Origin of the sequence: Sphaerotilus uruguayifluvii, from assembly GCF_013294065.1 — a bacterium.
GTDB lineage: Bacteria > Pseudomonadota > Gammaproteobacteria > Burkholderiales > Burkholderiaceae_C > Sphaerotilus > Sphaerotilus uruguayifluvii.
Map to the genome: position 1 here is coordinate 10500 of NZ_JABSNM010000001.1, position 20179 is coordinate 30678.

At 73.1% G+C, this 20179-nt stretch carries 21 protein-coding genes; 8 read left to right on the forward strand and 13 right to left on the reverse strand.

Features of this window, described 5'->3' with window-relative positions; all coding sequences use genetic code 11:
* The 3 genes from HNQ01_RS00030 to HNQ01_RS00040 all read right to left on the reverse strand — a co-directional run.
* Window positions 1–428: leucine-rich repeat domain-containing protein (locus HNQ01_RS00030; RefSeq protein WP_353621610.1), on the reverse strand; the 428-nt coding region annotated here is incomplete at its 3' end.
* Between the two features lie 106 nt (window positions 429–534).
* On the reverse strand, window positions 535–960 hold the full coding sequence (locus HNQ01_RS00035; RefSeq protein ID WP_173803277.1) for a carboxymuconolactone decarboxylase family protein: 426 nt from the start codon (window positions 958–960) through the stop codon (window positions 535–537).
* A 56-nt stretch (window positions 961–1016) separates the two neighbouring features.
* Complete coding sequence (locus tag HNQ01_RS00040; RefSeq protein WP_173803278.1) at window positions 1017–2069, reverse strand: helix-turn-helix transcriptional regulator; 1053 nt, start codon at window positions 2067–2069, stop codon at window positions 1017–1019.
* A gap of 65 nt (window positions 2070–2134) precedes the next feature.
* Between HNQ01_RS00040 and HNQ01_RS00045 the strand changes: the two genes are divergently transcribed.
* On the forward strand, window positions 2135–2935 hold the full coding sequence (locus tag HNQ01_RS00045) for a ThuA domain-containing protein (protein ID WP_173803279.1): 801 nt from the start codon (window positions 2135–2137) through the stop codon (window positions 2933–2935).
* Entirely contained in the window at window positions 2932–4131 is a 1200-nt protein-coding gene (locus HNQ01_RS00050; RefSeq protein ID WP_173803280.1) for an MFS transporter, read from the forward strand. Before HNQ01_RS00045 ends, HNQ01_RS00050 begins: the two co-directional genes overlap by 4 nt.
* A 38-nt stretch (window positions 4132–4169) precedes the next feature.
* On the opposite strand, the gene HNQ01_RS00055 is transcribed toward HNQ01_RS00050, so the two are convergent.
* From HNQ01_RS00055 to HNQ01_RS00085, 7 genes are all read right to left on the reverse strand, one after another.
* Window positions 4170–4754, reverse strand: coding sequence for a chromate transporter (locus tag HNQ01_RS00055; protein ID WP_173803281.1), 585 nt, complete (start codon window positions 4752–4754; stop codon window positions 4170–4172).
* A complete protein-coding gene (locus tag HNQ01_RS00060) occupies window positions 4751–5362 on the reverse strand; it encodes a chromate transporter (protein WP_173803282.1) in 612 nt (203 codons plus the stop codon). Before HNQ01_RS00060 ends, HNQ01_RS00055 begins: the two co-directional genes overlap by 4 nt.
* 17 nt (window positions 5363–5379) lie before the next feature.
* A complete protein-coding gene (locus HNQ01_RS00065; RefSeq protein ID WP_173803283.1) occupies window positions 5380–6201 on the reverse strand; it encodes a substrate-binding domain-containing protein in 822 nt (273 codons plus the stop codon).
* 58 nt (window positions 6202–6259) lie between these two features.
* Window positions 6260–7237, reverse strand: a complete 978-nt coding sequence (locus HNQ01_RS00070) for a Bug family tripartite tricarboxylate transporter substrate binding protein (RefSeq protein WP_434801474.1) — start codon at window positions 7235–7237, stop codon at window positions 6260–6262.
* Window positions 7238–7435: 198 nt separating this feature from the next.
* Window positions 7436–8623: a tricarballylate utilization 4Fe-4S protein TcuB gene (tcuB, locus tag HNQ01_RS00075; protein ID WP_286180369.1), complete on the reverse strand. Its 1188-nt coding sequence runs from the start codon at window positions 8621–8623 to the stop codon at window positions 7436–7438.
* Window positions 8620–10026 carry an FAD-dependent tricarballylate dehydrogenase TcuA gene (tcuA, locus tag HNQ01_RS00080; RefSeq protein WP_173803285.1) on the reverse strand — a complete coding sequence of 469 codons (1407 nt, stop codon included), beginning with the start codon at window positions 10024–10026 and terminating at the stop codon, window positions 8620–8622. The genes tcuB and tcuA overlap by 4 nt, the downstream gene beginning before the upstream one ends.
* Window positions 10027–10108: 82 nt before the next feature.
* A complete protein-coding gene (locus tag HNQ01_RS00085) occupies window positions 10109–11023 on the reverse strand; it encodes a LysR family transcriptional regulator (protein WP_173803286.1) in 915 nt (304 codons plus the stop codon).
* Between the two features lie 77 nt (window positions 11024–11100).
* Between HNQ01_RS00085 and HNQ01_RS00090 the strand changes: the two genes are divergently transcribed.
* On the forward strand, window positions 11101–11430 hold the full coding sequence (locus tag HNQ01_RS00090; protein ID WP_286180370.1) for a hypothetical protein: 330 nt from the start codon (window positions 11101–11103) through the stop codon (window positions 11428–11430).
* Here HNQ01_RS00090 and HNQ01_RS00095 read toward each other — a convergent pair.
* Complete coding sequence (locus tag HNQ01_RS00095) at window positions 11415–11849, reverse strand: CBS domain-containing protein (protein WP_173803287.1); 435 nt, start codon at window positions 11847–11849, stop codon at window positions 11415–11417. The genes HNQ01_RS00090 and HNQ01_RS00095 overlap by 16 nt on opposite strands.
* Before the next feature lie 234 nt (window positions 11850–12083).
* Here HNQ01_RS00095 and HNQ01_RS00100 point away from each other — a divergent pair, with 234 nt between their 5' ends.
* From HNQ01_RS00100 to mgrA, 3 genes are all read left to right on the forward strand, one after another.
* Window positions 12084–14015: a 3'-5' exonuclease gene (locus HNQ01_RS00100; RefSeq protein ID WP_173803288.1), complete on the forward strand. Its 1932-nt coding sequence runs from the start codon at window positions 12084–12086 to the stop codon at window positions 14013–14015.
* A gap of 122 nt (window positions 14016–14137) precedes the next feature.
* Window positions 14138–14674: a phasin family protein gene (locus tag HNQ01_RS00105; RefSeq protein ID WP_173803289.1), complete on the forward strand. Its 537-nt coding sequence runs from the start codon at window positions 14138–14140 to the stop codon at window positions 14672–14674.
* Window positions 14675–14847: 173 nt separating this feature from the next.
* Entirely contained in the window at window positions 14848–15894 is a 1047-nt protein-coding gene (mgrA, locus tag HNQ01_RS00110) for an L-glyceraldehyde 3-phosphate reductase (RefSeq protein WP_173803290.1), read from the forward strand.
* Between the two features lie 12 nt (window positions 15895–15906).
* Here the strand turns inward: mgrA and HNQ01_RS00115 are convergent, their stop codons facing one another.
* A complete protein-coding gene (locus HNQ01_RS00115; RefSeq protein WP_173803291.1) occupies window positions 15907–16419 on the reverse strand; it encodes an Lrp/AsnC family transcriptional regulator in 513 nt (170 codons plus the stop codon).
* A 107-nt stretch (window positions 16420–16526) separates the two neighbouring features.
* Between HNQ01_RS00115 and HNQ01_RS00120 the strand changes: the two genes are divergently transcribed.
* Both HNQ01_RS00120 and mmuM read left to right on the forward strand, forming a co-directional pair.
* On the forward strand, window positions 16527–17750 hold the full coding sequence (locus HNQ01_RS00120) for a trans-sulfuration enzyme family protein (RefSeq protein WP_173803292.1): 1224 nt from the start codon (window positions 16527–16529) through the stop codon (window positions 17748–17750).
* An 8-nt stretch (window positions 17751–17758) separates the two neighbouring features.
* Window positions 17759–18745, forward strand: a complete 987-nt coding sequence (gene mmuM, locus HNQ01_RS00125) for a homocysteine S-methyltransferase (RefSeq protein ID WP_173803293.1) — start codon at window positions 17759–17761, stop codon at window positions 18743–18745.
* A 27-nt stretch (window positions 18746–18772) separates the two neighbouring features.
* On the opposite strand, the gene HNQ01_RS00130 is transcribed toward mmuM, so the two are convergent.
* Window positions 18773–20164 (reverse strand): DUF1501 domain-containing protein, encoded by a 1392-nt coding sequence (locus tag HNQ01_RS00130; RefSeq protein WP_173803294.1) that lies wholly within the window; start codon window positions 20162–20164, stop codon window positions 18773–18775.
* Window positions 20165–20179: the final 15 nt, after the last annotated feature.

The window sequence follows — 20179 nt, forward strand, 5'->3', positions numbered from 1 at the left end:
GTCAGGCTGCTCAGCACGCTCACATCCTTCAGTTGGCTGCACCCGATCAGGTAGAGCTGCTGCAAGCCCGTCAGGCTGCTCAGCACGCTCACATCCGTCAGTTGCCTGCACCCGATCAGGTAGAGCTGCTGCAGACTCTTCAGACCGGACACCGGCTTTATGTCGGAGAGAGCAAATGACTGCTCCCACCAGCTCTCTGCAGTTGCGTCCACGCCGCAGAGCAACGCTTTCAACCCCATGAGGCACGAGACAGCCCGGATATCCGCCAGCTTCTGGCATCCGCGCAGATCGAGTGTTTCCAGACGGGTCAATGTCCGCAGACTGTCCGGCAGCCGATCAATGTCCAGCCCTCGCAGCGACAGCTCCAGCGCCCCGCTGGCCTTCGCCTCCGCAATCCGCCGCTCCGCCTCTGCGTCGTCTCTCGCCATCTGCTGCGCCCCCTGAGTTTTTGCACGCCCAAACAAACAGGCCGCAGATGGTAAATCTGCGGCCTGTCAGGTCGGCAAGCGGGCGCCGTCTCGGGTGCGTTCCGCCTCAGCTCGGATCCAGCCCATCCACCGACAGCCCGCTGTCGGCCATCCATTCCTTCGCGGCGCGGAAGGCCTCGATGGCGGCCGGGGCGCCGGCGTAGGGGGCGACGTGCAGCAGCACCTCGCGGATCTCGGCCAGCGTGGCGCCGTTGTTCATCGCGCCGCGCAGGTGGCCCTTGAGCTCCTGGCTGCGGCCCAGCGCGGCCAGCATCGCCACGGTGCACAGGCTGCGCTGCTTGAGCTCCAGCCCCTCGCGCAGCCAGGTCGAGCCCCAGGCGTGCTCGTTGACGTAGGCCTGCAGCGGCTTCGAGAAGGCGTCCGCCGCGCCCAGCGCGCGGTCGACGAAGGCGTCGCCCATGACCTGGCGGCGGCGCTGCTCGCCGGCGGACGGCGCGGGGGAGACGGCGGAATCGGGGCGATCGGTGCTCATGTCGGTGCTCGTGTCGAAGGAAGAGGAAAAGGAAGAAGGAGGCTGCCGGGGCGGCATCAGGCGGCAGTATCGGGGCGGCCGTCGTCGGCTTCGTCGCCGGGCAGGCGCGCCCAGCGGCAGGGGCGCTCGCGCGTGGGCACGAAGGGGAGCGCCGGCACGGCGGCGTCGGTCGCGCCGGCGGGCCGGCTCGGCCGCGCCTGGCGCCAGACCGCCGGCGTCAGCCCGTGGCGGGCGCGGAAGGTGCGGATGAAGTAGCCCGAGGACGCGAAGCCGCAGGCCCAGGCCACCTCCTTGACCGCCAGCGCAGCCTCGTCGGCCAGCAGCCGCTCGGCACGGTCGAGGCGCAGGCGCACGATGTGCGCGGCCAGCGTCTCGCCGGCATGGCGGTGGAAGAGGTGCGAGAGGTAGTCGGCGCTGCAGCCGCAGTGCGCGGCCAGATCGCGCACGCTCAGCGTGTGGTCGCCCAGGCGGTCGCGGATCAGCGAGCGCGCCCGCGCCAGCAGCGGCGGCTCGACGCTGACCTCGGTGGCCGCGCCGGCCTCGAGCACCCGGCGCACCCCGGCCAGCGCCGCGGCCACCAGCGCACGGCGCTGCAGCGCCAGCGCCGCGTCGCCCTCCTCGCCCGGCAGCGCCGCGTCGGCCAGCCAGTCCTGGATGCGCGCGACCTGCGCATGGCCGCGCACCTCCAGGTGCAGGATGCCGGGGCGGCCGGGATGCACCTCGTGCGCCAGATGGCTGCACAGCGAGCCGGCATCAGCGTGGATCACCAGATTCTGGAAGGCCTGCGCCGGCGCCGGTCCGGCCGCGCGCACATGCTCGTCATGCAGCAGCTTCGGCGGCACCAGCAGCATCTCGCCGGGCCGCAGCAGCCGCTCGGCATGCGGGAAGATGAAGCGGGTCGTGCCCGAGACCTGCAGGAAGAGCTCGGCGGCCAGATGGAAATGGCCCTCGCCGCGACCGGGCCAGACCGCCGGATGCGGCGGCAGCCACAGCGGCGCGCGCCCCTCGGCCGCCGCGCGCGCGAAGCGCTCGACCAGCTCGCGCAGGCGCTGCGCCGGCTCGGCCGGCAGGTCGGCCGTCATCGCCGCGGCATCCAGGTTTTCTGACATGGTTCGAGGTTTTGTGCTGTCGGCAGCCGTTGCCGCCCACCCGGGGAAAAACCTATTCTGCCGACATGCAAAGTCCCGCTCCATTGCCCGCGCCACCAGCGCGGATTTCTGTCATCGTCTGGAACGAATTCCGCCACGAGCGCACCCGGCCGGAGGTCGCCGCGATCTATCCGGACGGCATTCACGCGACGATCGCCGCCGCGCTGGCCGAGCTGCCCGGCCTGGGCCCGGGCGCACGCGCGCTCGAGATCGGCACCGCCACGCTCGACGAGCCCGAGCAGGGCCTGTCGGAAGAGCGCCTGGCCGGCTGCGACGTGCTGGTCTGGTGGGGCCACCGGGCGCATGCCGAGATCGAGGATGCGGTCGTCGACCGGCTGCAGCGCCATGTGCTGGCCGGCATGGGCCTGATCGTGCTGCACTCGGGCCACTTCTCGCGCCTCTTCCGCCGGCTGATGGGCACGCACTGCTCGCTGCAGTGGCGTGTCGCCGGCGAGCGCGAGCGGCTGTGGGTGGTCGAACCCGCGCACCCGATCGCCGCCGGCCTGGACGACTGCATCGAGCTCGCGCAGGAAGAGATGTACGGCGAGCGCTTCGACGTTCCCGCGCCCGACAGCACCGTGTTCATCTCCTGGTTCGAGGGCGGCGAGGTCTTCCGCTCGGGCTGCTGCTGGCAGCGCGGCCACGGGCGCATCTTCTATTTCCGTCCGGGCCACGAGACCTATCCCACCTATCACCACCCGCAGATCCGGCGCGTGCTGGCCAACGCGGTGCAGTGGGCCGCGCCGAACTCGGCGCGCCGGCCCGACCGCTGCCCGAAGGTCGAGCCGCGCGAGCGGCTGGCCGCGCGCCCGGGAGCATCCGCATGACGACCACCCTGACCTCCCCGCTGACCGGCGCCGCCGCGCCGCCCTCGCCGTCCCGGCTGTCGCGCGCGCGCACCGCCACGCGGGCGCTCTTCGCCATGCTCGGCCTGGTCGGTGGCGCCTGGGGCGTGCACATCCCGTCGGTCAAGGCGCAGTACGGCCTGGACGAGGCGATGCTGTCGCTGGTGCTGCTGTCGGCGGCGGCCGGCGCGGTGGTGTCGCTGTTCACCGCCGGGCGGGTGGTCGGCCGGCTGGGCGCGCGTGGCGCGGCGCGGGCCTGCGCGCTGGTGATGGGCTCGATGCTGGCGCTGGTGCTGCACTGGCCCTCGCTGGCGCTGCTGCTGCCGGCGATGCTGGTCTTCGGCGCGGCGATGAGCCTCTACGACGTGTCGATCAACGCCGAGGGCTCGGCGCTCGAGATGCTCGGCGGCCGGGCGATCATGAGCGGCCTGCACGGCATGTTCAGCCTCGGCGCGATGGCCGGCGCGGCGCTGGCCGCGGGCCTGCTGCGGCTGGAGGTGGCGCCGGAGCACCAGCTCGCCGGCTTCGGCCTGCTGATGGCGCTGGCGGTGCTGGTCGCCGCCCGCGGCATGCTCGACACCCACCCGGCGCCCGAGCCGCACGAGGGCCCGCAGGCGCATTTCGCCTGGCCGCGCGGCCAGCTGCTGGTCATCGGCCTGCTGATCTTCGCCGGCATGAGCGCCGAGGGCGTGATGTACGACTGGTGCGTGCTCTACCTGAAGCAGGAGCTCGGCATGCCTCAGGCCCAGGCCGGCCTGGGCTATGCCGCCTTCGCCGGCGCGATGGCGCTGGCGCGCTTCGCCGGCGACCGGCTGCGCGCGCGCTGCCCCGAGGACCAGCTGCTGGCCTTCAGCGCCGGGCTGTCGGCCTTCGCGATGGCGGTGGTGCTGGTCAGCGGCCACCCGTGGGTCTCGCTGGCCGGCTACGCGCTGGTCGGCGCCGGCCTGGCGCCGGTGGTGCCGATCCTCTACAACGCCGCGACCCGGGTGCCGGGCACCAGCCGCGCCGCGGCGATCGCCTCGGTCTCGTCGATCGGCTACAGCGGCTTCCTGATCGGTCCGCCGCTGATCGGCGCGATCGCGCACGCGCTCAGCCTGAGCGCCGCGATGGGCGTGGTGGTGGTGGCCGCGAGCCTGCTGTCGATCTTCTCGCACCGGGTGCCGACGGCCCGGCGCTGATCCGCGCCCGCCGCCGGGCCGCGGAGCCGCAGAGCCGGTCAGAGCTGGCCGCAGGCCCCCAGCAGCGCGCCGGCGGCCAGCATCCACGGCAGCGCCAGCCGGGTGCGCCACACCAGCAGCGCCACGCCGGCAGCCAGCAGCAGCGGCCGCACCTCAGGCCAGCCGCCGCGCTCGCCCTGCAGCAGCAGCGTGGCGGTCGACATCAGCACGCCGATCACCACCGGCGCCAGCCCGAGACGAAAGGCCTGCACCGCCAGATGCTGCTGATGGCGGCCGATCCAGCGGGTCACGCCCAGCGCCAGCAGGCTGCTGGGCAGCAGCACCGCCGCCAGGCTCAGCAGCGCGCCGCACAGGCCGGACACCAGCGCGGCGGCGCTCGCCGGTGCCGCGCCGCTGCCGCCCACGCCCACCTGCCAGCCCAGCAGCGCGATGAAGAGCACGTTCGGCCCCGGCGCGGCCTGCGCCAGCACCAGCGCCTGGGTGAACTGCGCCGGGCTCAGCCAGGCCAGCTCGCGCACCAGATGCAGATGCAGCGCCGGTGCCAGCGTGACCGCGCCGCCGACCGCCAGCAGCGACAGGCTCAGGTGCAGGCCGGCCAGCGTCATCCAGTCCGCCAGGCTCATCGCCGCCCCTTCTTCATGACGAGGGCGGTGGCCAGCGCGCCGCACAGGCCCAGGCCGGGCACCACCCAGGTCAGCGGCCAGCCCGCCAGCGCCAGCGCGGCCCAGGCCAGCACCGCCACCGCCAGCGCCGGCAGGACACCGAGCGGATGCGAGCGCAGCGCGGCCGCCAGCCGCAGGCCGGTGCCGACGATCAGCCCGGCCGCGACCACGCCCATGCCCTCGAGCGCCCCGGAGACGACCCGCTGCGTGTCCGGATGCGCCGCCAGACCGCCGGCCACGCCCGCCAGCAGCAGCGCCAGCGCGAGCGGCAGCAGCAGCAGGCCGGCCAGCGCGGCGGCGGCCCCGCGCCAGCCGTGCGTGCGGTCGCCCAGCATCAGCGCCAGATTGCAGACATTCGGCCCGGGCAGCACCTGGGCCACCGCCCAGTCCTGCAGGAAGGACTCGGGCGTGTACCAGCGCTCTCGCTCGACCAGCTCGCGCTGCACCACCGCCAGCACGCCGCCGAAGCCCTGCAGCGAGGTGCGGGTGAAGACGAGGAACAGCTGCGCCGGACCGCCCGGCCTGCGCAGCTCGGCGGCCTCGGACCGGGCGGCCGGCGTCGTGCTCATCGCGCGGGCCTCGCCGCTCAGCGGGCCGGCGCCTCGGCCACCGGATCCAGCCCGGTGGCGCGCACGATCGGCGCCACCGCCGCCGAGCGCAGGAAGCGCGCCAGATGCCGCGCCGCCTCCTGCTGCGACGAGTCCTGCACCAGCCCGGCCGAGAAGAACAGCGACTGCTGCACCTCCGGCGGCAGCGTGCCGATGAAGTCCAGCTCCTTGAAATAGATCAGCTCGCTGACCTGCTGGAAGCCCAGCTCGGCGTCACCGCGCGCCACCACCGCCCCGACCCGCTCGCTGAGGATGCGCTTGCCGGTCTGGCGCAGCCGCTCCTCGACGCCCAGCTTCGGGAACAGCACGGTCGACAGATAGGCGCCGCTGGCGCTGGCCGAATAGGCCACCGAGCCGGCCTCGAGCAGGGTGCGGCGCAGCGCCTCGACGGTCGAGATGTCCGGCCGCGGCGCGCCCTTGCGCACCGCCGCACCGATGTGCGAACGCGCCAGGTCCAGGCGCGAGCCCGGCACCAGGCGGCCGTCCTTCTCGAGCGCCTCCAGGCCGGTCTCCGACAGGATCACCAGGTCGAACTTCTCGCCCCGGGCGAAGCGGCTGGGAATCGAGTCCGGCGCATTGCCGACCGAGGCGCCGAAGGAGCTCCTGACCGTGTGGCCGCTGGCGGCCTCGTAGATCGGGATGAGCTGCTTGTAGGCCTCGGTGAAGGCGCCGGAAGTGATGACGTGCAGTTCAGCAGCCACGGCCGCGCCGCTGGCCAGCAGGCTGCTGGCGCCCAGCACCAGGGTGGCGCCCAGCCGCAGCCAGGTGCGCCGGACCGGCATCGCTTGCATCTTCTTCATGGTCGGTCTCCTTCTTGTCGTGTCGTCGTTCCGTGTCGTCGTGTCGTCGCGTGGCGTGTCAGTCCATGACGATCTTGCGATCGCGGATCACGCGGCCCCAGTAGGCGGACTCGCGCTCGATCTCGCGGCCCAGCTCCTCGCGGGTGCCCGGCGCCGGCGGCATGCCGTGGCGGTTCAGCTCGGCGACCACCTCGGGCGACTTCAGCACCTTGACCAGCTCGGCGTTCCAGCGGTCCAGCACCGGCCTGGGCACCCTGGACGCGGCCACGAAGGCATACCAGTTCGTGGCGTTGTAGCCGGGGTAGCCGGACTCGGCGATCGTCGGCACGCCGGGCAGCTGCGGCAGCCGCTTCGGCCCGGTGATGGCCAGCGGCACCAGCTTGCCGGCGTCGATGTGCTGCTGCGAGGTCGAATAGGTCGAGTAATACGCGGTGACCCGGCCGCCCAGCAGGTCCTGCAGCGCCGGCGCGCCGCCCTTGTACGGGATGTGCACGGTGTCGATGTGCGCCATGTCGTCCAGCAGCTCGCCGGCCAGGTGAGAGGCCGAGCCGGGCCCGGTCGAGGCGTAGTCGAGCCGGCCGGGCGTCTTCTTCGCCGCGGCGATGAAGTCGGCGAAGCTGCGGATGCCCGCGCCGGCATGCACCACCAGCACGTTCGGGAAGTTCACGCCCATCGTGATCGGCGCCAGGTCGCGGATCGGGTCGTAGCCGACCTTCATCAGGTGCGGCGCGATGGCCAGCGGCCCGACCGAGCCGAAGAGCAGCACGCTGCCGTCGGTCGGTCCCTGGGCGACGTACTGGTGCGCCAGGTTGCCGCCCGCGCCGGCCTTGTTCTCGATCACCACCGTGGCGCCGAGGTTGTCGCCCAGCTTCTTGCCGATGACCCGCGCGGCCATGTCGGCCGCCCCGCCGGCGGCGAAGCCCACGACGATGGTGACGGTCTTCTTCGGCGGGAAGTCGGCGCTCTGTGCCTGCACCGGTGCGGCGGCCAGCGCCAGCAGGCTCAGCGCACCGAGCAGCCCGGCGCGGCGCCGGATCGATCCGGCCGCGGAGGCAGGCGCCGGGGCACCGGCATCGCAGGGAAGGGAACAGCCGGAAGGCTCGGTCGAGGGCATGCGTGTCTCCTGGAAACGTTCGTGGGGCAGGGAGCGGCGCGCAGGCGCACGCCGGCGGCCACCGCCCGCGGCGGCCGCATCGGGAACATCGAAAGCGAGGGGCCGAGGAGGCCGGGACGGTCAGTCGGCGCCGAGACCGACGGGACTGGGCAGGCGCCGCTCGACGTTGTGGCGCAGCAGGGCCGCCACCCGGAAGATGCCGTGGGCGAACTTGCCGTAGGGCAGCGTCAGGAACAGCGCCATCACCGCCCCCAGATGCAGGCACAGCAGCAGCGGCATCGCCGGCAGGCCGCGCGCCAGCCACAGCGCCAGACCGCTGGCGCTGGTCAGCGCCAGCAGCGTGATGAAGGCCATGTCCATCGGCCGCTGGGCGGCGTCGCCGTGCAGCGGATGACGGTGCATGCGCAGCCAGCCCAGCCCCAGCGATCCGGCCAGCAGGCTCACGCCGCCCGGCACGCCCAGCAGCTTGGGAAGGCCGGGCAGGTCGTAGGGTGCCGACTGGCCGCCCAGGTAGTGCATCAGCGTGGCCACGCCGGTGGCCGCGAAGCACAGGCCGAAGCCGTAGAAGGTGAGGTGGTGGAAGCGCCGCCGCCACAGCGTGTAGGCCTCGTCCGCCTCGTGGCAGCCGTCGCCGTGGCCGCCGTCCAGGTACTTCAGCGTCAGCACCTCCTGCGTGGCCGAGGCCGCCGCCTCGCCGCTCACCGGCCGGGCGCCCGTCACCGGGGTGATGCCGCGCCAGAAGCGCCGCACTCCCAGGCCCAGCGCCAGCACCGCCCACAGGAACACCGGCGCGAACATCAGCACCAGGGTGTGGTGCGGGAAGATGGCGTAGAAGCCGCCCGGCCCCGGCGAGCCCCACAGCGCGCCGTTCCAGGCCGCCGCCAGCGCCAGGAACAGGCCCAGCGCCAGGCTCAGCAGCAGCGCCACCAACTGGCCGTTGCGCTGGTAGAGCCGGCCCAGCGGCGCGGGCCAGGCATGGTCGGCGTAGGTTCGGCCGCGCACCCGCGCCATCGCCTGCGGCACATTGACCGCGAAGGCATGCGGCGGCGCGTACTGGCAGGCGTGCAGGCAGGCGCCGCAGTTGTGGCAGAGATTGGCCAGGTAGTGCACGTCGGCCGCGGGGAACTCCAGGCGGCGCGTCATCGCCGGGAAGACCGCGCAGAAGCCCTCGCAGTAGCGGCAGGCATTGCAGATCTGCAGCTGGCGCGCCACCTCCTCGACCGGATCGCCCTGCGCCAGCGCGGTGGCCTGGCGCACCAGCGTCTGCAGCGTGTCGGTGCCGCCGCGGCTCATGTCGACGGTGCTCATGCGTTCTCCTTGCGTGCGCGGCTTGCGGCCGAGGCAGCGCCCGCGCCGGCGATGCGGCCGAAGGCGGTGCCGATCGACATGCCCACGCCGGCGGTGTAGCCCTGGCCCAGCACGTTGCCGGCCATCATCTCGCCGGCGACGAACAGGTTGTCGCTGGGCCGGCCGCCGAAGCGCACGGCCGCCGTCTCGTCGGTCTTCAGGCCCAGATAGGTGAAGGTCACGCCCGGACGCAGCGCGTAGGCGGTGTAGGGCGGCGTGTCGAGCGGCCGCGCCCAGTGGGTCTTGGGCGGCTGCAGCCCGGCGGTGTGGCAGTCGTCCAGCGTGGTGTGGTCGAACTGGCCGGCCTGGCAGGCGCGGTTGTAGTCGTCCACGGTGCGCATGAAGGTCGCCTCGTCCAGGCCGAGCCGGCGCGCCAGCTCGGGCAGGCTCCGCGCCACCTCGCCGGGAAAGACCGGCGGCATGAAGCGCCCGGCCGCCTTGGCGTCGATCACGCTCCAGGCGATCTGCCCGGGCTGGCCGGCCACCAGGCGCCCCCAGATCGCGTAGCGCTTGGGCCAGAAGTCCTCGCCCTCGTCATAGAAGCGCCTCGCCTCGCGGTTGACGACGATGCCCAACGACACGCAGTCGATGCGGGTGCAGATGCCGCCGTCGTAGAGCGGCGCGCGCGCGTCGATGGCCACCATGTGCGCCTGCGTCGGGTCGCCGATCGCGTCGGCGCGGTGCTCCTCGAGCAGGTGGCGCAGCAGCACGCCCTGGTTGAAGCGCGTGCCGCGGATCAGGAACTGCTCGGCCGGGCGCTCGCCGCGCTCGTTGGTGCCCCAGGCCTGGCTCAGCCATTCGCGGTTCGACTCGAAGCCGCCGGCAGCCAGCACGCAGGCGCCGGCGGTGATGCGCTCGTCGCCGGCCCGGGCCGCCACGAAGCGGCCCGACTCGATCTCCAGGCCCTGCACCGGCGTCTCGTAGCGCACCTGCACGCCCAGGCGCTCGGCGCTGCGGTAGTAGGCGTTCACCAGAGCCTTGCCGCCGCCCATGAAGAAGGCGTTGGTGCGCGCCACATGCAGCGCGCCCGACAGCGGCGGCTGGAAGCGCACGCCGTGGCGGCGCATCCAGTCGCGGCAGGTCGACGAGGCGCGGATGGTCAGCCGCGCCAGCGGCTCGCTGGTGCGCCCGCCGGTGACCTTCAGCAGGTCCTGCCAGAACTCCTCCTCGGGATAGGCGTCGACCAGCACGTCCTGCGGCGCGTCGTGCATGCAGCGCAGGTTGCGGGTATGGGCGGAATTGCCGCCACGCAGCAGGCGCGGCGCGGCCTCCAGCAGCAGCACGCGCGCGCCCGCCTCGGCCGCGGTGAGCGCGGCGCACAGGGCGGCGTTGCCGCCACCGATGACCAGCACGTCGGTGTGCATCGTGAATCCGTTCGAAAGTTCGAGAGTCCGTGGGGTGACGGCGTCGATTCTTCCGTGGACGGATTGATGCGTGAAATGAAACTCAGGTGGCCACTGATGCCTGCCATGCATCAGCGTCCGACGACGCCATCAGGTCGACGAAGGCCCGCGCCGCCGGCGACAGGTCGGCATGGCGGCGGCGCAGCAGCTGCACCTTGCGGCGCACCACCGGGTGGGTGATGGCCAGGCGACGCACGCCCGGGCGGTCGCCCTCGCGGAAGGTGGAGGCCGGCAGGATGGCGCAGCCCACGCCGGCGGCCACCAGATTGAGCGCGGTCGCATGGTGCTGGACCTCGTAGCGCGCGGTCAGCGTGATGCCGCGCCGGGCGAGCTGGTAGTCCATCTGGATGCGCGTGGCCATGAAGCTGCCGACGCCGACCAGGTCCAGGCCGCGCATGTCCTCCCAGCGCAGGCTGGCGCGGCCGGCCAGCGCATGGCCGTCGCGGCAGATGAAGACCAGCGGATCGTCGAACAGCGCCGTCTCGGCCAGCTCGGCATGGCGCTCGCCGGCCAGCGCGATGCCCAGTTCGGCCTGGCCGCCCAGCACCGCCTGGCGCACCTCGGTGGACGCGCCGTCGAGCAGCCGGATGTGGTTGCCCGGATGGCGCTGCGCATAGCGCCCGATCAGCCCGGGCAGCACATGCGAGGTCATCGAGGGAATGCAGGCGAGCGTGAACTGGCCGTGGCCGTGCTGGGCCATGTCGCGCAGACGGCTCATCGCGCCGCTGACGTCCTGCACCATCGCGCGGGCCTGGGGCAGGAAGTCGCGGCCGACCGCGGTCAGCGCCACGCGCCGGGTGCTGCGCTCGACCAGCTTCAGCCCGAGCCAGCCCTCGAGCTTCTGCAGCCGGCGGGTCAGCGCGGTCTGGGTCAGATGCAGGCTCTCGGCAGCCTTGCCGAAGCCGCCCAGATCGGCGATGGCCACGAAGGCCTGGAGTCCGTCGAAGTCGATCTTCATGCGGCGAAGTGTCGCGCAGGCCTTGAAATCGGCCCCGCCTCCCTGCAGATCGGGAGACATCCTTGCCGGAGCCGACCATGCAGAGCACCCGTCCCGAACGACTTCACCACGATCTTGGCGCGGTGCTGGCGCTGACGAAGCTGCTGGAGCGGCTGGATCCCGGCGCCTCGGAGCGCGCAGCGGCGCAGTACCGCCAGGTCGCCTCGACGCTGGGGGCGCTGCTCGATGCGGCCGAGCCCGGCCCGGCGCTCGACGCGCTGCTCGACGCCCATCCGGTCGCCGCCGAGCTCTACGAGAACCTGCACTACGCGCAGGCCGGCCTGTGCCGGCACGCGCTGGGCGCCTCGCTCGCCAGCGAGCAGGCGGCGGTCGCGGCGATCCGCCGCGCCGCTCAGCTGCGGATGTAGCTCTCGAGCTGGGCGATCATGAACTGCTGCTCGGAGATGATCTCCTTGACCAGGTCGCCGATCGAGACCATGCCGACGACCTGACCGCCATCGAGCACCGGCAGGTGGCGCAGGCGCTTGTCGGTCATCAGCGCCATGCATTCCTGCGTCGTGGTGGTCGGCCCGACGTGCAGCACGTCGGGCGTCATCACCTCCGCCAGCCGGGTGGCGGTCGAGGAGCGGCCGCGCACCTCGATCTTCCGGGCGTAGTCGCGCTCGGTGAAGATGCCGACGATGCGCTCGCCCTCGGCGACCAGCAGCGCACCGATGCGGTGCTCGGCCATCAGCTCGACGGCCTGGCGCACGGTGGCCTCCGGCGGCAGCGTGCGCACCGGCTGGTTGACGGACTTGGACTTCAGGATCTGGGCGACGGTGCTCATGGCGACTCCTCTGCGGCAGGCGAAAGGGGGTGTGACGGAGGCTGTGGCAGATCAATGGCCCATCTTCGCGCACTCTCGGCCCTGAAGGGCTGCTGGTCTTTCCGGATGTGAAGCCGGAAATGAAACTCGCGGCGCCATGCCGGTGCAGGATTCAGGAAACGCGACAAGGGCGCCGATCTCATGCAAGGATCGCGCCCCGCGGTCGTCCGTACCACTCCCACCCGATTGCCCCCGATGGCCCAGTTTCCCCAGGGCTTGCGCCAGATCGAATCCCGCTGCAACGCCGGCGAGCGCCGCGTGCTCGACCAGCTGCGCCAGTGCCTCGACGACCAGCACATCGTCTGGCATGACCTGCCGGTCGGCGAGGCCGCGCGCCAGCCCGACTTCATCGTGCTCGGCCCCGGCCTGGGGCTGCTGCTGCTCGAGGTCAAGGACTGGAAGCTCGCGACGATCCGCCAGGCCACGCCCGACCGGGTCGAGCTGGCCACCGCCAGCGGCCCGGTGATGACCGCGCATCCGCTGCGCCAGGTGCGCGACCACGCGATGGCGCTGGCCGACCTGCTGCAGCGCGATCCGGCGCTGGTGCACGACGACGGCCCGCACCGCGGCCGGCTGGCGCTGCGCTACGGCTGGGGCGCGGTGATGTCGAACCTGCGCCGCGCCGAGGTCGCCGCCCTGCCCGGCTTCGACGCGGTCTTCCCGCCGGCGCGCACGCTGCTGCGCGACGACCTCGACGACAGCGTCGATCCGGAGACCTTCGTGCAGCGCCTCTCCGGCCTGTTCACCGTCGACCTGCCGCAGCGGCTGACGCCGGCGCAGCGCGAGCGCATCCGCTGGCACCTGTTTCCCGAGCTGCGGCTGGGTGCGCCGTCGCCCGTGCAGAGGGCCGGTCACGCCACCCCCGTCGAGCCGCCGCCCGAGCCGCCGCCCGAGGTGCCCGACCTGCTGCAGGTGATGGACCTGCAGCAGGAGCAGGTCGCGCGCACGCTGGGCGACGGCCACCGGGTGATTCACGGCGTGGCCGGCTCGGGCAAGACGATGATCCTGGTGCACCGCGCGCGGCGGCTGGCGCAGGAGGCCGAGCCGGCGCGCCCGGTGCTGGTGTTCTGCTACAACCGCGCGCTGGCCGACCGCATCGAGGCGCTGATCGCGCCGGGCGAGGCCCTGCGCACGCGGCTGCAGGTGCGCACCTTCCACGGCTGGTGCGCCGAGCTGGCGCGGCGCCACCGCATCGCGGTGCCCGCCGCACCCGAGGGCCAGGACGACGCGGACGCGCCGGCGCGGCTGGCGCAGGCGGTGATCGCCGCGGCCGATGCCGGCCGGGTGCCGCTGGGCGGCCACCACGCGGTGCTGATCGACGAGGCGCACGACTTCGAGGACGGCTGGCTGCGCCTGGCCGCGGCGATGAGCGATCCGGCCGCGCGCCGGCTGCTGGTGCTCTACGACGATGCGCAGTCGATCTACCAGCGCCTGCGCCAGCGCTTCAGCTTCGCCAGCGTCGGCATCCAGGCGCGCGGCCGCACCAGCGTGCTGCGGCTGAACTACCGCAACACCGCCGAGGTGCTCGGACTGGCGCTGCGCTTCGCGCGCGGCCTGCTGCCCGAGCGCGGCCGCGACCGCGAGGCCGGCCGTGGCGACGAGGACGGCGTCACTGGCGTGGCGCCGAGCAGCTCCGGCCGGCGCGGCCCGCGCCCGGTGCTGATCCGCGCCCGCAGCGAGCATGAAGAGGCCGAGCTGCTGGCCGCGCGCATCGCCGACGCGGTGGCCGCCGGCACCGCGGCCGGCGAGATCGCGGTGCTGTGCCGCACCCGGGCGCAGATGGCGCCGATCGCCGAGGCGCTGGCGCGGCGCGGCCTGCCGCTGCAGTCGATGGGCAGCGCCGGCTTCCAGCATTTCGACTGGCGCCAGGCCGGCATCCGGCTGGTCACGCTGCACAGCGCCAAGGGGCTGGAGTTCGCGCATGTGCATGTCGCCGGCCTGCAGCGCCTGCCCTGGCGCGACGAGACGCTGGAGGACGCGGTGCGGCTGGTCTATGTCGCGATGACCCGCGCGACGCAGTCGCTGGTGCTGTCGTGCTGCGGCAGCTCGCCGGTGGTGGAGCGGCTGCAGGCGGCGCTGCGCGACTCGCCGGCCGCGGATCTCGATCTAGAGCCTGCACCCCAATGATTGCTGCACCGCAGCAAAATGCTTGCAAGCACGGCGGATCGTTCTATACTGAAGTCATGCTGCAGTGCAGCAAAAATTTCTGGAATCATCCTTCTCACCCGCCTCTCAGCCGGAGCCCGACCATGTCCCTGACGCCCGAACAACTCGCCGCTGCCAACAAGGCCAACCTCGAAGCCCTGGTCTCGCTGACCCACAAGGCCTTCGAGAGCATCGAGAAGCTGGTCGAGCTGAACATGCAGGCCGCGCGCAGCACGCTGGAAGAGAACGCCGCGCACGCCAAGGCCGTGCTGTCGGCCAAGGGCCCGCAGGAACTGGCCGCGCTGCAGACCGAATACGTCAAGCCGGCCCAGGAAAAGGCGCTGGCCTATGGCCGCCAGGTCTATGACATCGCCGCCTCGACCCAGGCCGAGGTGAGCAAGCTGGCCGAAGCCCAGCTGACCGCCGCCAAGGAAAAGTTCACCGAGCTGGTCGACCAGGCCGCCGAGAAGGCCCCGAAGGGCAGCGAGAACGCCGTCGCCATGGTCAAGACCGCGATGGCCAACGCCGACGCCGCCTTCGAGAGCGTGCAGAAGGCCGCTCGCCAGGCCGTGTCGCTGGCCGAGACCAACCTGAAGACGCTGGGCGAGACCGCCGCCAAGGCCACCACGCCGCGTCGCTGATCCGGCCGCGGGCCTGAAGCCCGCTGCCCGTGCCACTTGTCTCCTCGGTACCTTTCTCGGTACCGTTCAATGCCCGACCCGACTGCGGTCGGGCTTTTTTTTGTCTGTACCGGCGCTGGAACTCGCGGGCGGCACACTGGGACGTTCACGTCACACCCCCAGGAGACACGCCGATGACCCCCGCCTGGCAGGCCGCCCCCGGCCGCTACGAGACGATGCCCTACCGGCGCTGCGGCGCCAGCGGCCTGAAGCTGCCCGCGCTCTCGCTCGGCCTCTGGCACAACTTCGGCGACACCACGCCGCTGAGCGTGCAGCGCGAGATGGCGACCACCGCCTTCGACCTCGGCATCACGCACTTCGATCTGGCCAACAACTACGGCCCGCCCTACGGCAGCGCCGAGATCAACTTCGGCCGCCTGCTGCGCGAGGACTTCAGGCCCTACCGCGACGAGATGATCATCTCGACCAAGGCCGGCTGGGACATGTGGCCCGGCCCCTACGGCCAGGGCGGCGGCTCGCGCAAGCATGTGCTGGCGAGCCTGGACCAGAGCCTGAGGCGCCTGGGCCTCGACCACGTCGACATCTTCTACTCGCACCGCTTCGACCGGGACACGCCGCTGGCCGAGACCGCCGGCGCGCTGGCGCACGCGGTGCGCAGCGGCAAGGCGCTGTACGTCGGCATCTCGTCGTACTCGCCGGGCAAGACGGCCGAGATGGCGGCGCTGCTGAAGGCCGAGGGCGTGCCGCTGCTGATCCACCAGCCGAGCTACAACCTGCTGAACCGCTGGATCGAGCGCGGCCTGCTCGACACGCTGGCGACCGAGGGCGCCGGCTGCATCGCCTTCACCGCACTGGCGCAGGGGCTGCTGTCGGACAAGTACCTGAACGGCATTCCCGCGGACGCGCGCGTCAACCGCCCCGGCGGCGGCTCGCTGATGCGCGAGCACCTGAGCGAGGCCAACCTGGCGCGGGTGCGCGCGCTCGACGCGATCGCGCGGCGGCGCGGCCAGTCGCTGGCCCAGATGGCGCTGGCCTGGGTGCTGCGCGACCCGCGGGTGACGACCACGCTGATCGGCGCCAGCAGTGCCGCGCAGATCCGCGAGAACGTCGCCGCGCTGCAGAACCTGCACTTCAGCGCCGAGGAACTGGCCGAGATCGACGCGCATGCGCAGGACGGCGGCGTCGACCTGTGGCGGGCGCCGAACACCGACTGGGCCTGAGCCCCGTCGCCGTCAGTCCCCGCCCGGCACCGGCAGCGCCAGCCCGACCTTCAGCGGCTCGATGACCACCTGCGTGGTGATGCGGCCGATCTGCGGCAGCTGCGCCATCAGCCGCGCGCAGAGCCGGTCATAGGCCGGCATGTCGGCCACGCGCAGGATCACCACCAGATCGTTGTCGCCGGTGGTGCTGTAGGCCTGCTGCACCGCCGGCTCGGCCGCCAGGAGCGCGCGCAGCCGCGCCAGCGCCGCGTAGTGCTCGCGCTCGAAGCCGATGCCGGCGATCAGCGTGAGGCCCGCGCCCAGCGCGGCCGGATCGAGCAGCGCGACCTCGGCACGGATCACGCCGCGCTCGCGCAGGCGCCGCAGCCGGCGCTGCACCGCCGAGGCCGACAGGCCGATCTCGGCGGCGATCGACTCGGCCGGGCGCTGGCAGTCCTGCTGCACCCGCGCGAGGATGCGGCGGTCGAAGGCGTCGAGCGCAGGGCCGGGCTCGGCGGCGGCGCTCAGGTCATCGGAATCGGACATGGAGGCGCAGTCTAGCGGCGCGCGGCCGCGCCAAGATGCCGCGCTGCGGCGCCGCGACCCCGGCGGATGCGGCCGCACCGCGCATCACCGCCGCGAGACTGACGGGCATGAACGCCCCCTCCGACGCCCTGGCCACGCTGGCGCTGCACGCCGGCCTGCAGATCGACCCGAGCACCGGCGCGATCGCGCCCGGCCTGTGCGCCTCGGTCAACCACCTGGTGAAGCCGGGCGAGGCGGCGTTCTCGGCCGAGGGCGTCGAGGATCTGGCGCAGCTGCCCTTCATGTACGCGCGCTGGACCAACCCGACGGTGCGCCAGCTCGAACAGCGCCTGGCCGCGCTGGAGGGCGGCGAGGACGCGCTGGCCACCGCCTCCGGCGTGGCCGCGATCGCCGCGGTCTGGCTGTCGCTGCTGCGCGCGGGCGACCACATGATCGTCAGCGACGTCTGCTACGCCGGCGCCCGCGAGCTGGCCTCGCGCATGCTGCCGGACTTCGGCATCGAGGTGAGCGCGGTCAACCTCGCCGACCCGGCGGCGCTGGAGGCCGCGCTGCGCCCGAACACCCGCTGGGTCCATGCCGAGACGCCCTGCAACCCGCTGCTGCGCCTGACCGACCTGCGCGCGCTGGCCGAGCGGGTGCATGCGCACGGCGCGCGGCTGTCGGTGGACTCGACGCTGGCCACGCCGGTGGTGAGCCAGCCGCTGACGCTGGGCGCCGATCTGGTCATCCACTCGCTGACCAAGTTCATCAACGGCCACGGCGACGCGCTGGGCGGCGCGGTGATCGGGCCGCGCGCGCTGATCGCGCGGCTGCGCGCCCGCGCCGGCGTGCACCTGGGCGCGGCGCTGTCGGCGCAAGCCGCGTGGCTGATCCTGCGCGGCATCGACACGCTGGACGTGCGGCTGCGCCGCGCCTGCGACAGCGCCGGGCGCATCGCGCGCTGGCTGCAGATGCACCCCCAGGTCGAGGCGGTCGTCTGGCCGGGCCTGGAGAGCCACCCGCAGCACGCGCTGGCGCAGCGGCAGATGCCGCTGGGCGGCGCGGTGCTGACCTTCCGCACCGCGCGGCCGCAGGCGATGGCGCGCCAGCTCGCCGCACGGCTGCGGCGGGTGCACTACGCCTTCTCGCTCGGCCACCAGCGCAGCCTGGTCGTGCTGCTCGACACCGCGGCGATGATGGAGAGCTCCTACGATCTGCACGGCGAGGCGCTGGCCGACTACCGGCGCTGGGCGGGCGACGGCCTCTTCCGCCTGAGCGTCGGCCTGGAGCACCCGGACGACCTGATCGCCGACCTCGACCAGGCGCTGAGCACGCCCCTCGACACCGAATGAATCCCGCCATGACCTCGCCCCTGACCCCGACGCCGCCAGCCGCCGAGCCCATCGATCCGATCGCCGAATGGCTGGCGCGGCGCCCGCACCTGATCCTCGACGGCGCGCTGGCCACCGAGCTGGAGCGCCGCGGCGCCGACCTGCGCGACGCGCTGTGGTCGGCGCGGCTGCTGATCGAGCAGCCCGAGCTGATCCGCGCGGTCCACCTCGACTACTTCCGCGCCGGCGCCGATGTGGCCACCAGCGCCAGCTACCAGGCCACCTTCGAGGGCTTCGCCCGGCGCGGCCTGGACACGCAGGCCGCCACCGCGCTGATGCGCCGCTCGGTCGAGCTGGCGCAGGAGGCCCGCGCGCAGTGGCTGCGCGAGCGCCCGGCGGACGACCCGCGCCCGGCGCCGCTGGTGGCCGCCTCGGTCGGCCCCTACGGCGCGATGAAGGCCGACGGCTCGGAATACCGCGGCGACTACGGCCTGGACGAGGCCGCGCTGATGGCCTTCCACCGCCCGCGCCTGGAGGTGCTGAAGGCCGCCGGCGCCGACCTGATGGCCTGCGAGACCCTGCCCTGCCTGGCCGAGGCGCGCGCGCTGGCGCGGCTGATGGACGAGCTGGGCCTGCGCGGCTGGATCAGCTTCTCCTGCCGCGACGACGGCCACACCAGCCAGGGCGAGCCGATCGGCGACTGCGCCGCGGCGCTGGCGCCCTTCGCCTCGGTGGTGGCGATCGGCGTCAACTGCACCGCGCCGCAGCACATCGCGGCGCTGGTGCGCGCGATCCGCGCCCGCACCGAGCGGCCGGTGCTGGTCTACCCGAACGCGGGCGAGGTCTGGGACGCGCAGGCCAAGGTCTGGCGCGCCGGCCCCGAGTGCGCGCACCGCGCCTTCGACGCGCAGGCGATGGACTGGTCGGAGGCGGGCGCGCGGCTGATCGGCGGGTGCTGCCGCACCTCGCCGGCCGACATCGCCGCGCTGTGGCGGCGCTGGGAGCAGCAGGGCTGAGCCGCCCCGCCCTGCCGCTCAGCTCGCTCAGCTGACCGGCAGGAAGCCCAGCGGCGCGTCGGCCGCGGTGGCGAAGCGCGACAGGTTGGGCAGCACCGTCGCCAGGTCGCCCGCCGAGGCACCGAACCAGCGCGCCAGCGTCGCCGCGTAGCGGTCGACCGGCGTGGTCGGCAGCAGCCGGCCCTGGCCGATGTCCTCCGGGCCGCCCAGCGCCACCGTCGGCCACTGGCCGTAGAGCCGGTTGCCGCTGACCGCGCCGCCCATGACGAAGTGATGGCTGCCCCAGCCATGGTCGGAGCCCCGGCCGTTGGACTGCAGGCCACGGCCGAAGTCCGACGCGGTGAAGGTGGTCACGTTCGAGGCCACGCCCAGCTCGACGGTCGCGGCGTGGAAGGCCGCCATCGCGTTGCCCAGCTCGGTCAGCCGCGCGGTCTGGTTGTCGACCAGGTTGTCGTGGAAGTCGTAGCCGCCGTGGCCGACGAAGAAGATCTGCCGGCGGTGGCCCAGGCCGCTGCGCGCGGCGATCAGCCGAGCGACCATGCGCAGCTGCGCCCCCAGCCCGCTGGTCGGGAAGATCGTCGACAGCGCCGGCGCCGCGGCCAGCGCATCCCGGGCGCGCTGGCCGGTGGCGATCGCACGCGAGCCGACGGTGGTGTAGGCCTGCTCGAGCATGTGCGTGCGCTGCTCGGACAGCAGCTTGCCCATCGCCGTGGCCATCGCCGCGTCATAGCGCCAGTGGCCGGGGTCCATCGTGTCGATCAGCACCGGCCCCTGGGTCGTGACCTGGTACTGCACGACCGACGCGCCGGCCTCCATGATGTTGTTCCCGGCCAGCGACATGCACATCGACACGCCGGTGCCGGCGTTGTAGGTGCTGGTGGTCAGGTCGGCGAGGCGGCCGAACCAGCCGGTCGACGACGATCGCGTCGGCAGCGCGGTCTGCCAGGAGGTCTGCTGGTCGGAGTGCGAGAACAGGCCCAGCGGCGTCTGCACCGTGCGCGCCTTGTACTGCGCCAGCGTCGTCGGCCAGGCCAGCGTGCCGACATTGGCCAGGATCGCGCAGCGGCCGGCGTCGACCAGCGGCTTGATGGCCGCCAGCGCCGGATTCAGGCCGAGCTGCGGCCCGGCCAGGCCCGTCAGCGACAGCGGCAGCAGCGAGGCCTGCGGCAGCGCGATGGCCGGGCGCGCCGCCTGGTAGGCGGCATAGGCATTCGACTCGAAGGGCACGACGGTGTTGCTGTTGTCGTTGCCACCGTGCAGGAAGATGCACACCAGCGCCTTGTGGTCGCCGGCGGTCTGCGCCGCGGCCGCGCCGATCGCGGCGAGGTTGGCGGCGAAGGGCGTGCCGGCCCAGGCCGTCGTCAGCGCCGCGCGGCGCAGGAACTCCCGACGGGCCAGATGCTTGTGGATATGGGTCATGGCGTTGTCCGTCGG

Coding starts and splice junctions, on each gene's coding strand:
- HNQ01_RS00040 (WP_173803278.1), bottom strand. CDS start 2,069: ATGTCAGAAAACCTGGATGCCGCGGCGATGACGGCCGACCTGCCGGCC.
- HNQ01_RS00090 (WP_286180370.1), top strand. CDS start 11,101: ATGCAGAGCACCCGTCCCGAACGACTTCACCACGATCTTGGCGCGGTG.
- HNQ01_RS00050 (WP_173803280.1), top strand. CDS start 2,932: ATGACGACCACCCTGACCTCCCCGCTGACCGGCGCCGCCGCGCCGCCC.
- tcuB (WP_286180369.1), bottom strand. CDS start 8,623: ATGAGCACCGTCGACATGAGCCGCGGCGGCACCGACACGCTGCAGACG.
- HNQ01_RS00055 (WP_173803281.1), bottom strand. CDS start 4,754: ATGAGCCTGGCGGACTGGATGACGCTGGCCGGCCTGCACCTGAGCCTG.
- HNQ01_RS00100 (WP_173803288.1), top strand. CDS start 12,084: ATGGCCCAGTTTCCCCAGGGCTTGCGCCAGATCGAATCCCGCTGCAAC.
- tcuA (WP_173803285.1), bottom strand. CDS start 10,026: ATGCACACCGACGTGCTGGTCATCGGTGGCGGCAACGCCGCCCTGTGC.
- HNQ01_RS00105 (WP_173803289.1), top strand. CDS start 14,138: ATGTCCCTGACGCCCGAACAACTCGCCGCTGCCAACAAGGCCAACCTC.
- mmuM (WP_173803293.1), top strand. CDS start 17,759: ATGACCTCGCCCCTGACCCCGACGCCGCCAGCCGCCGAGCCCATCGAT.
- HNQ01_RS00065 (WP_173803283.1), bottom strand. CDS start 6,201: ATGAAGAAGATGCAAGCGATGCCGGTCCGGCGCACCTGGCTGCGGCTG.
- HNQ01_RS00035 (WP_173803277.1), bottom strand. CDS start 960: ATGAGCACCGATCGCCCCGATTCCGCCGTCTCCCCCGCGCCGTCCGCC.
- HNQ01_RS00130 (WP_173803294.1), bottom strand. CDS start 20,164: ATGACCCATATCCACAAGCATCTGGCCCGTCGGGAGTTCCTGCGCCGC.
- HNQ01_RS00045 (WP_173803279.1), top strand. CDS start 2,135: ATGCAAAGTCCCGCTCCATTGCCCGCGCCACCAGCGCGGATTTCTGTC.
- HNQ01_RS00085 (WP_173803286.1), bottom strand. CDS start 11,023: ATGAAGATCGACTTCGACGGACTCCAGGCCTTCGTGGCCATCGCCGAT.
- HNQ01_RS00120 (WP_173803292.1), top strand. CDS start 16,527: ATGAACGCCCCCTCCGACGCCCTGGCCACGCTGGCGCTGCACGCCGGC.
- HNQ01_RS00115 (WP_173803291.1), bottom strand. CDS start 16,419: ATGTCCGATTCCGATGACCTGAGCGCCGCCGCCGAGCCCGGCCCTGCG.
- HNQ01_RS00095 (WP_173803287.1), bottom strand. CDS start 11,849: ATGAGCACCGTCGCCCAGATCCTGAAGTCCAAGTCCGTCAACCAGCCG.
- mgrA (WP_173803290.1), top strand. CDS start 14,848: ATGACCCCCGCCTGGCAGGCCGCCCCCGGCCGCTACGAGACGATGCCC.
- HNQ01_RS00060 (WP_173803282.1), bottom strand. CDS start 5,362: ATGAGCACGACGCCGGCCGCCCGGTCCGAGGCCGCCGAGCTGCGCAGG.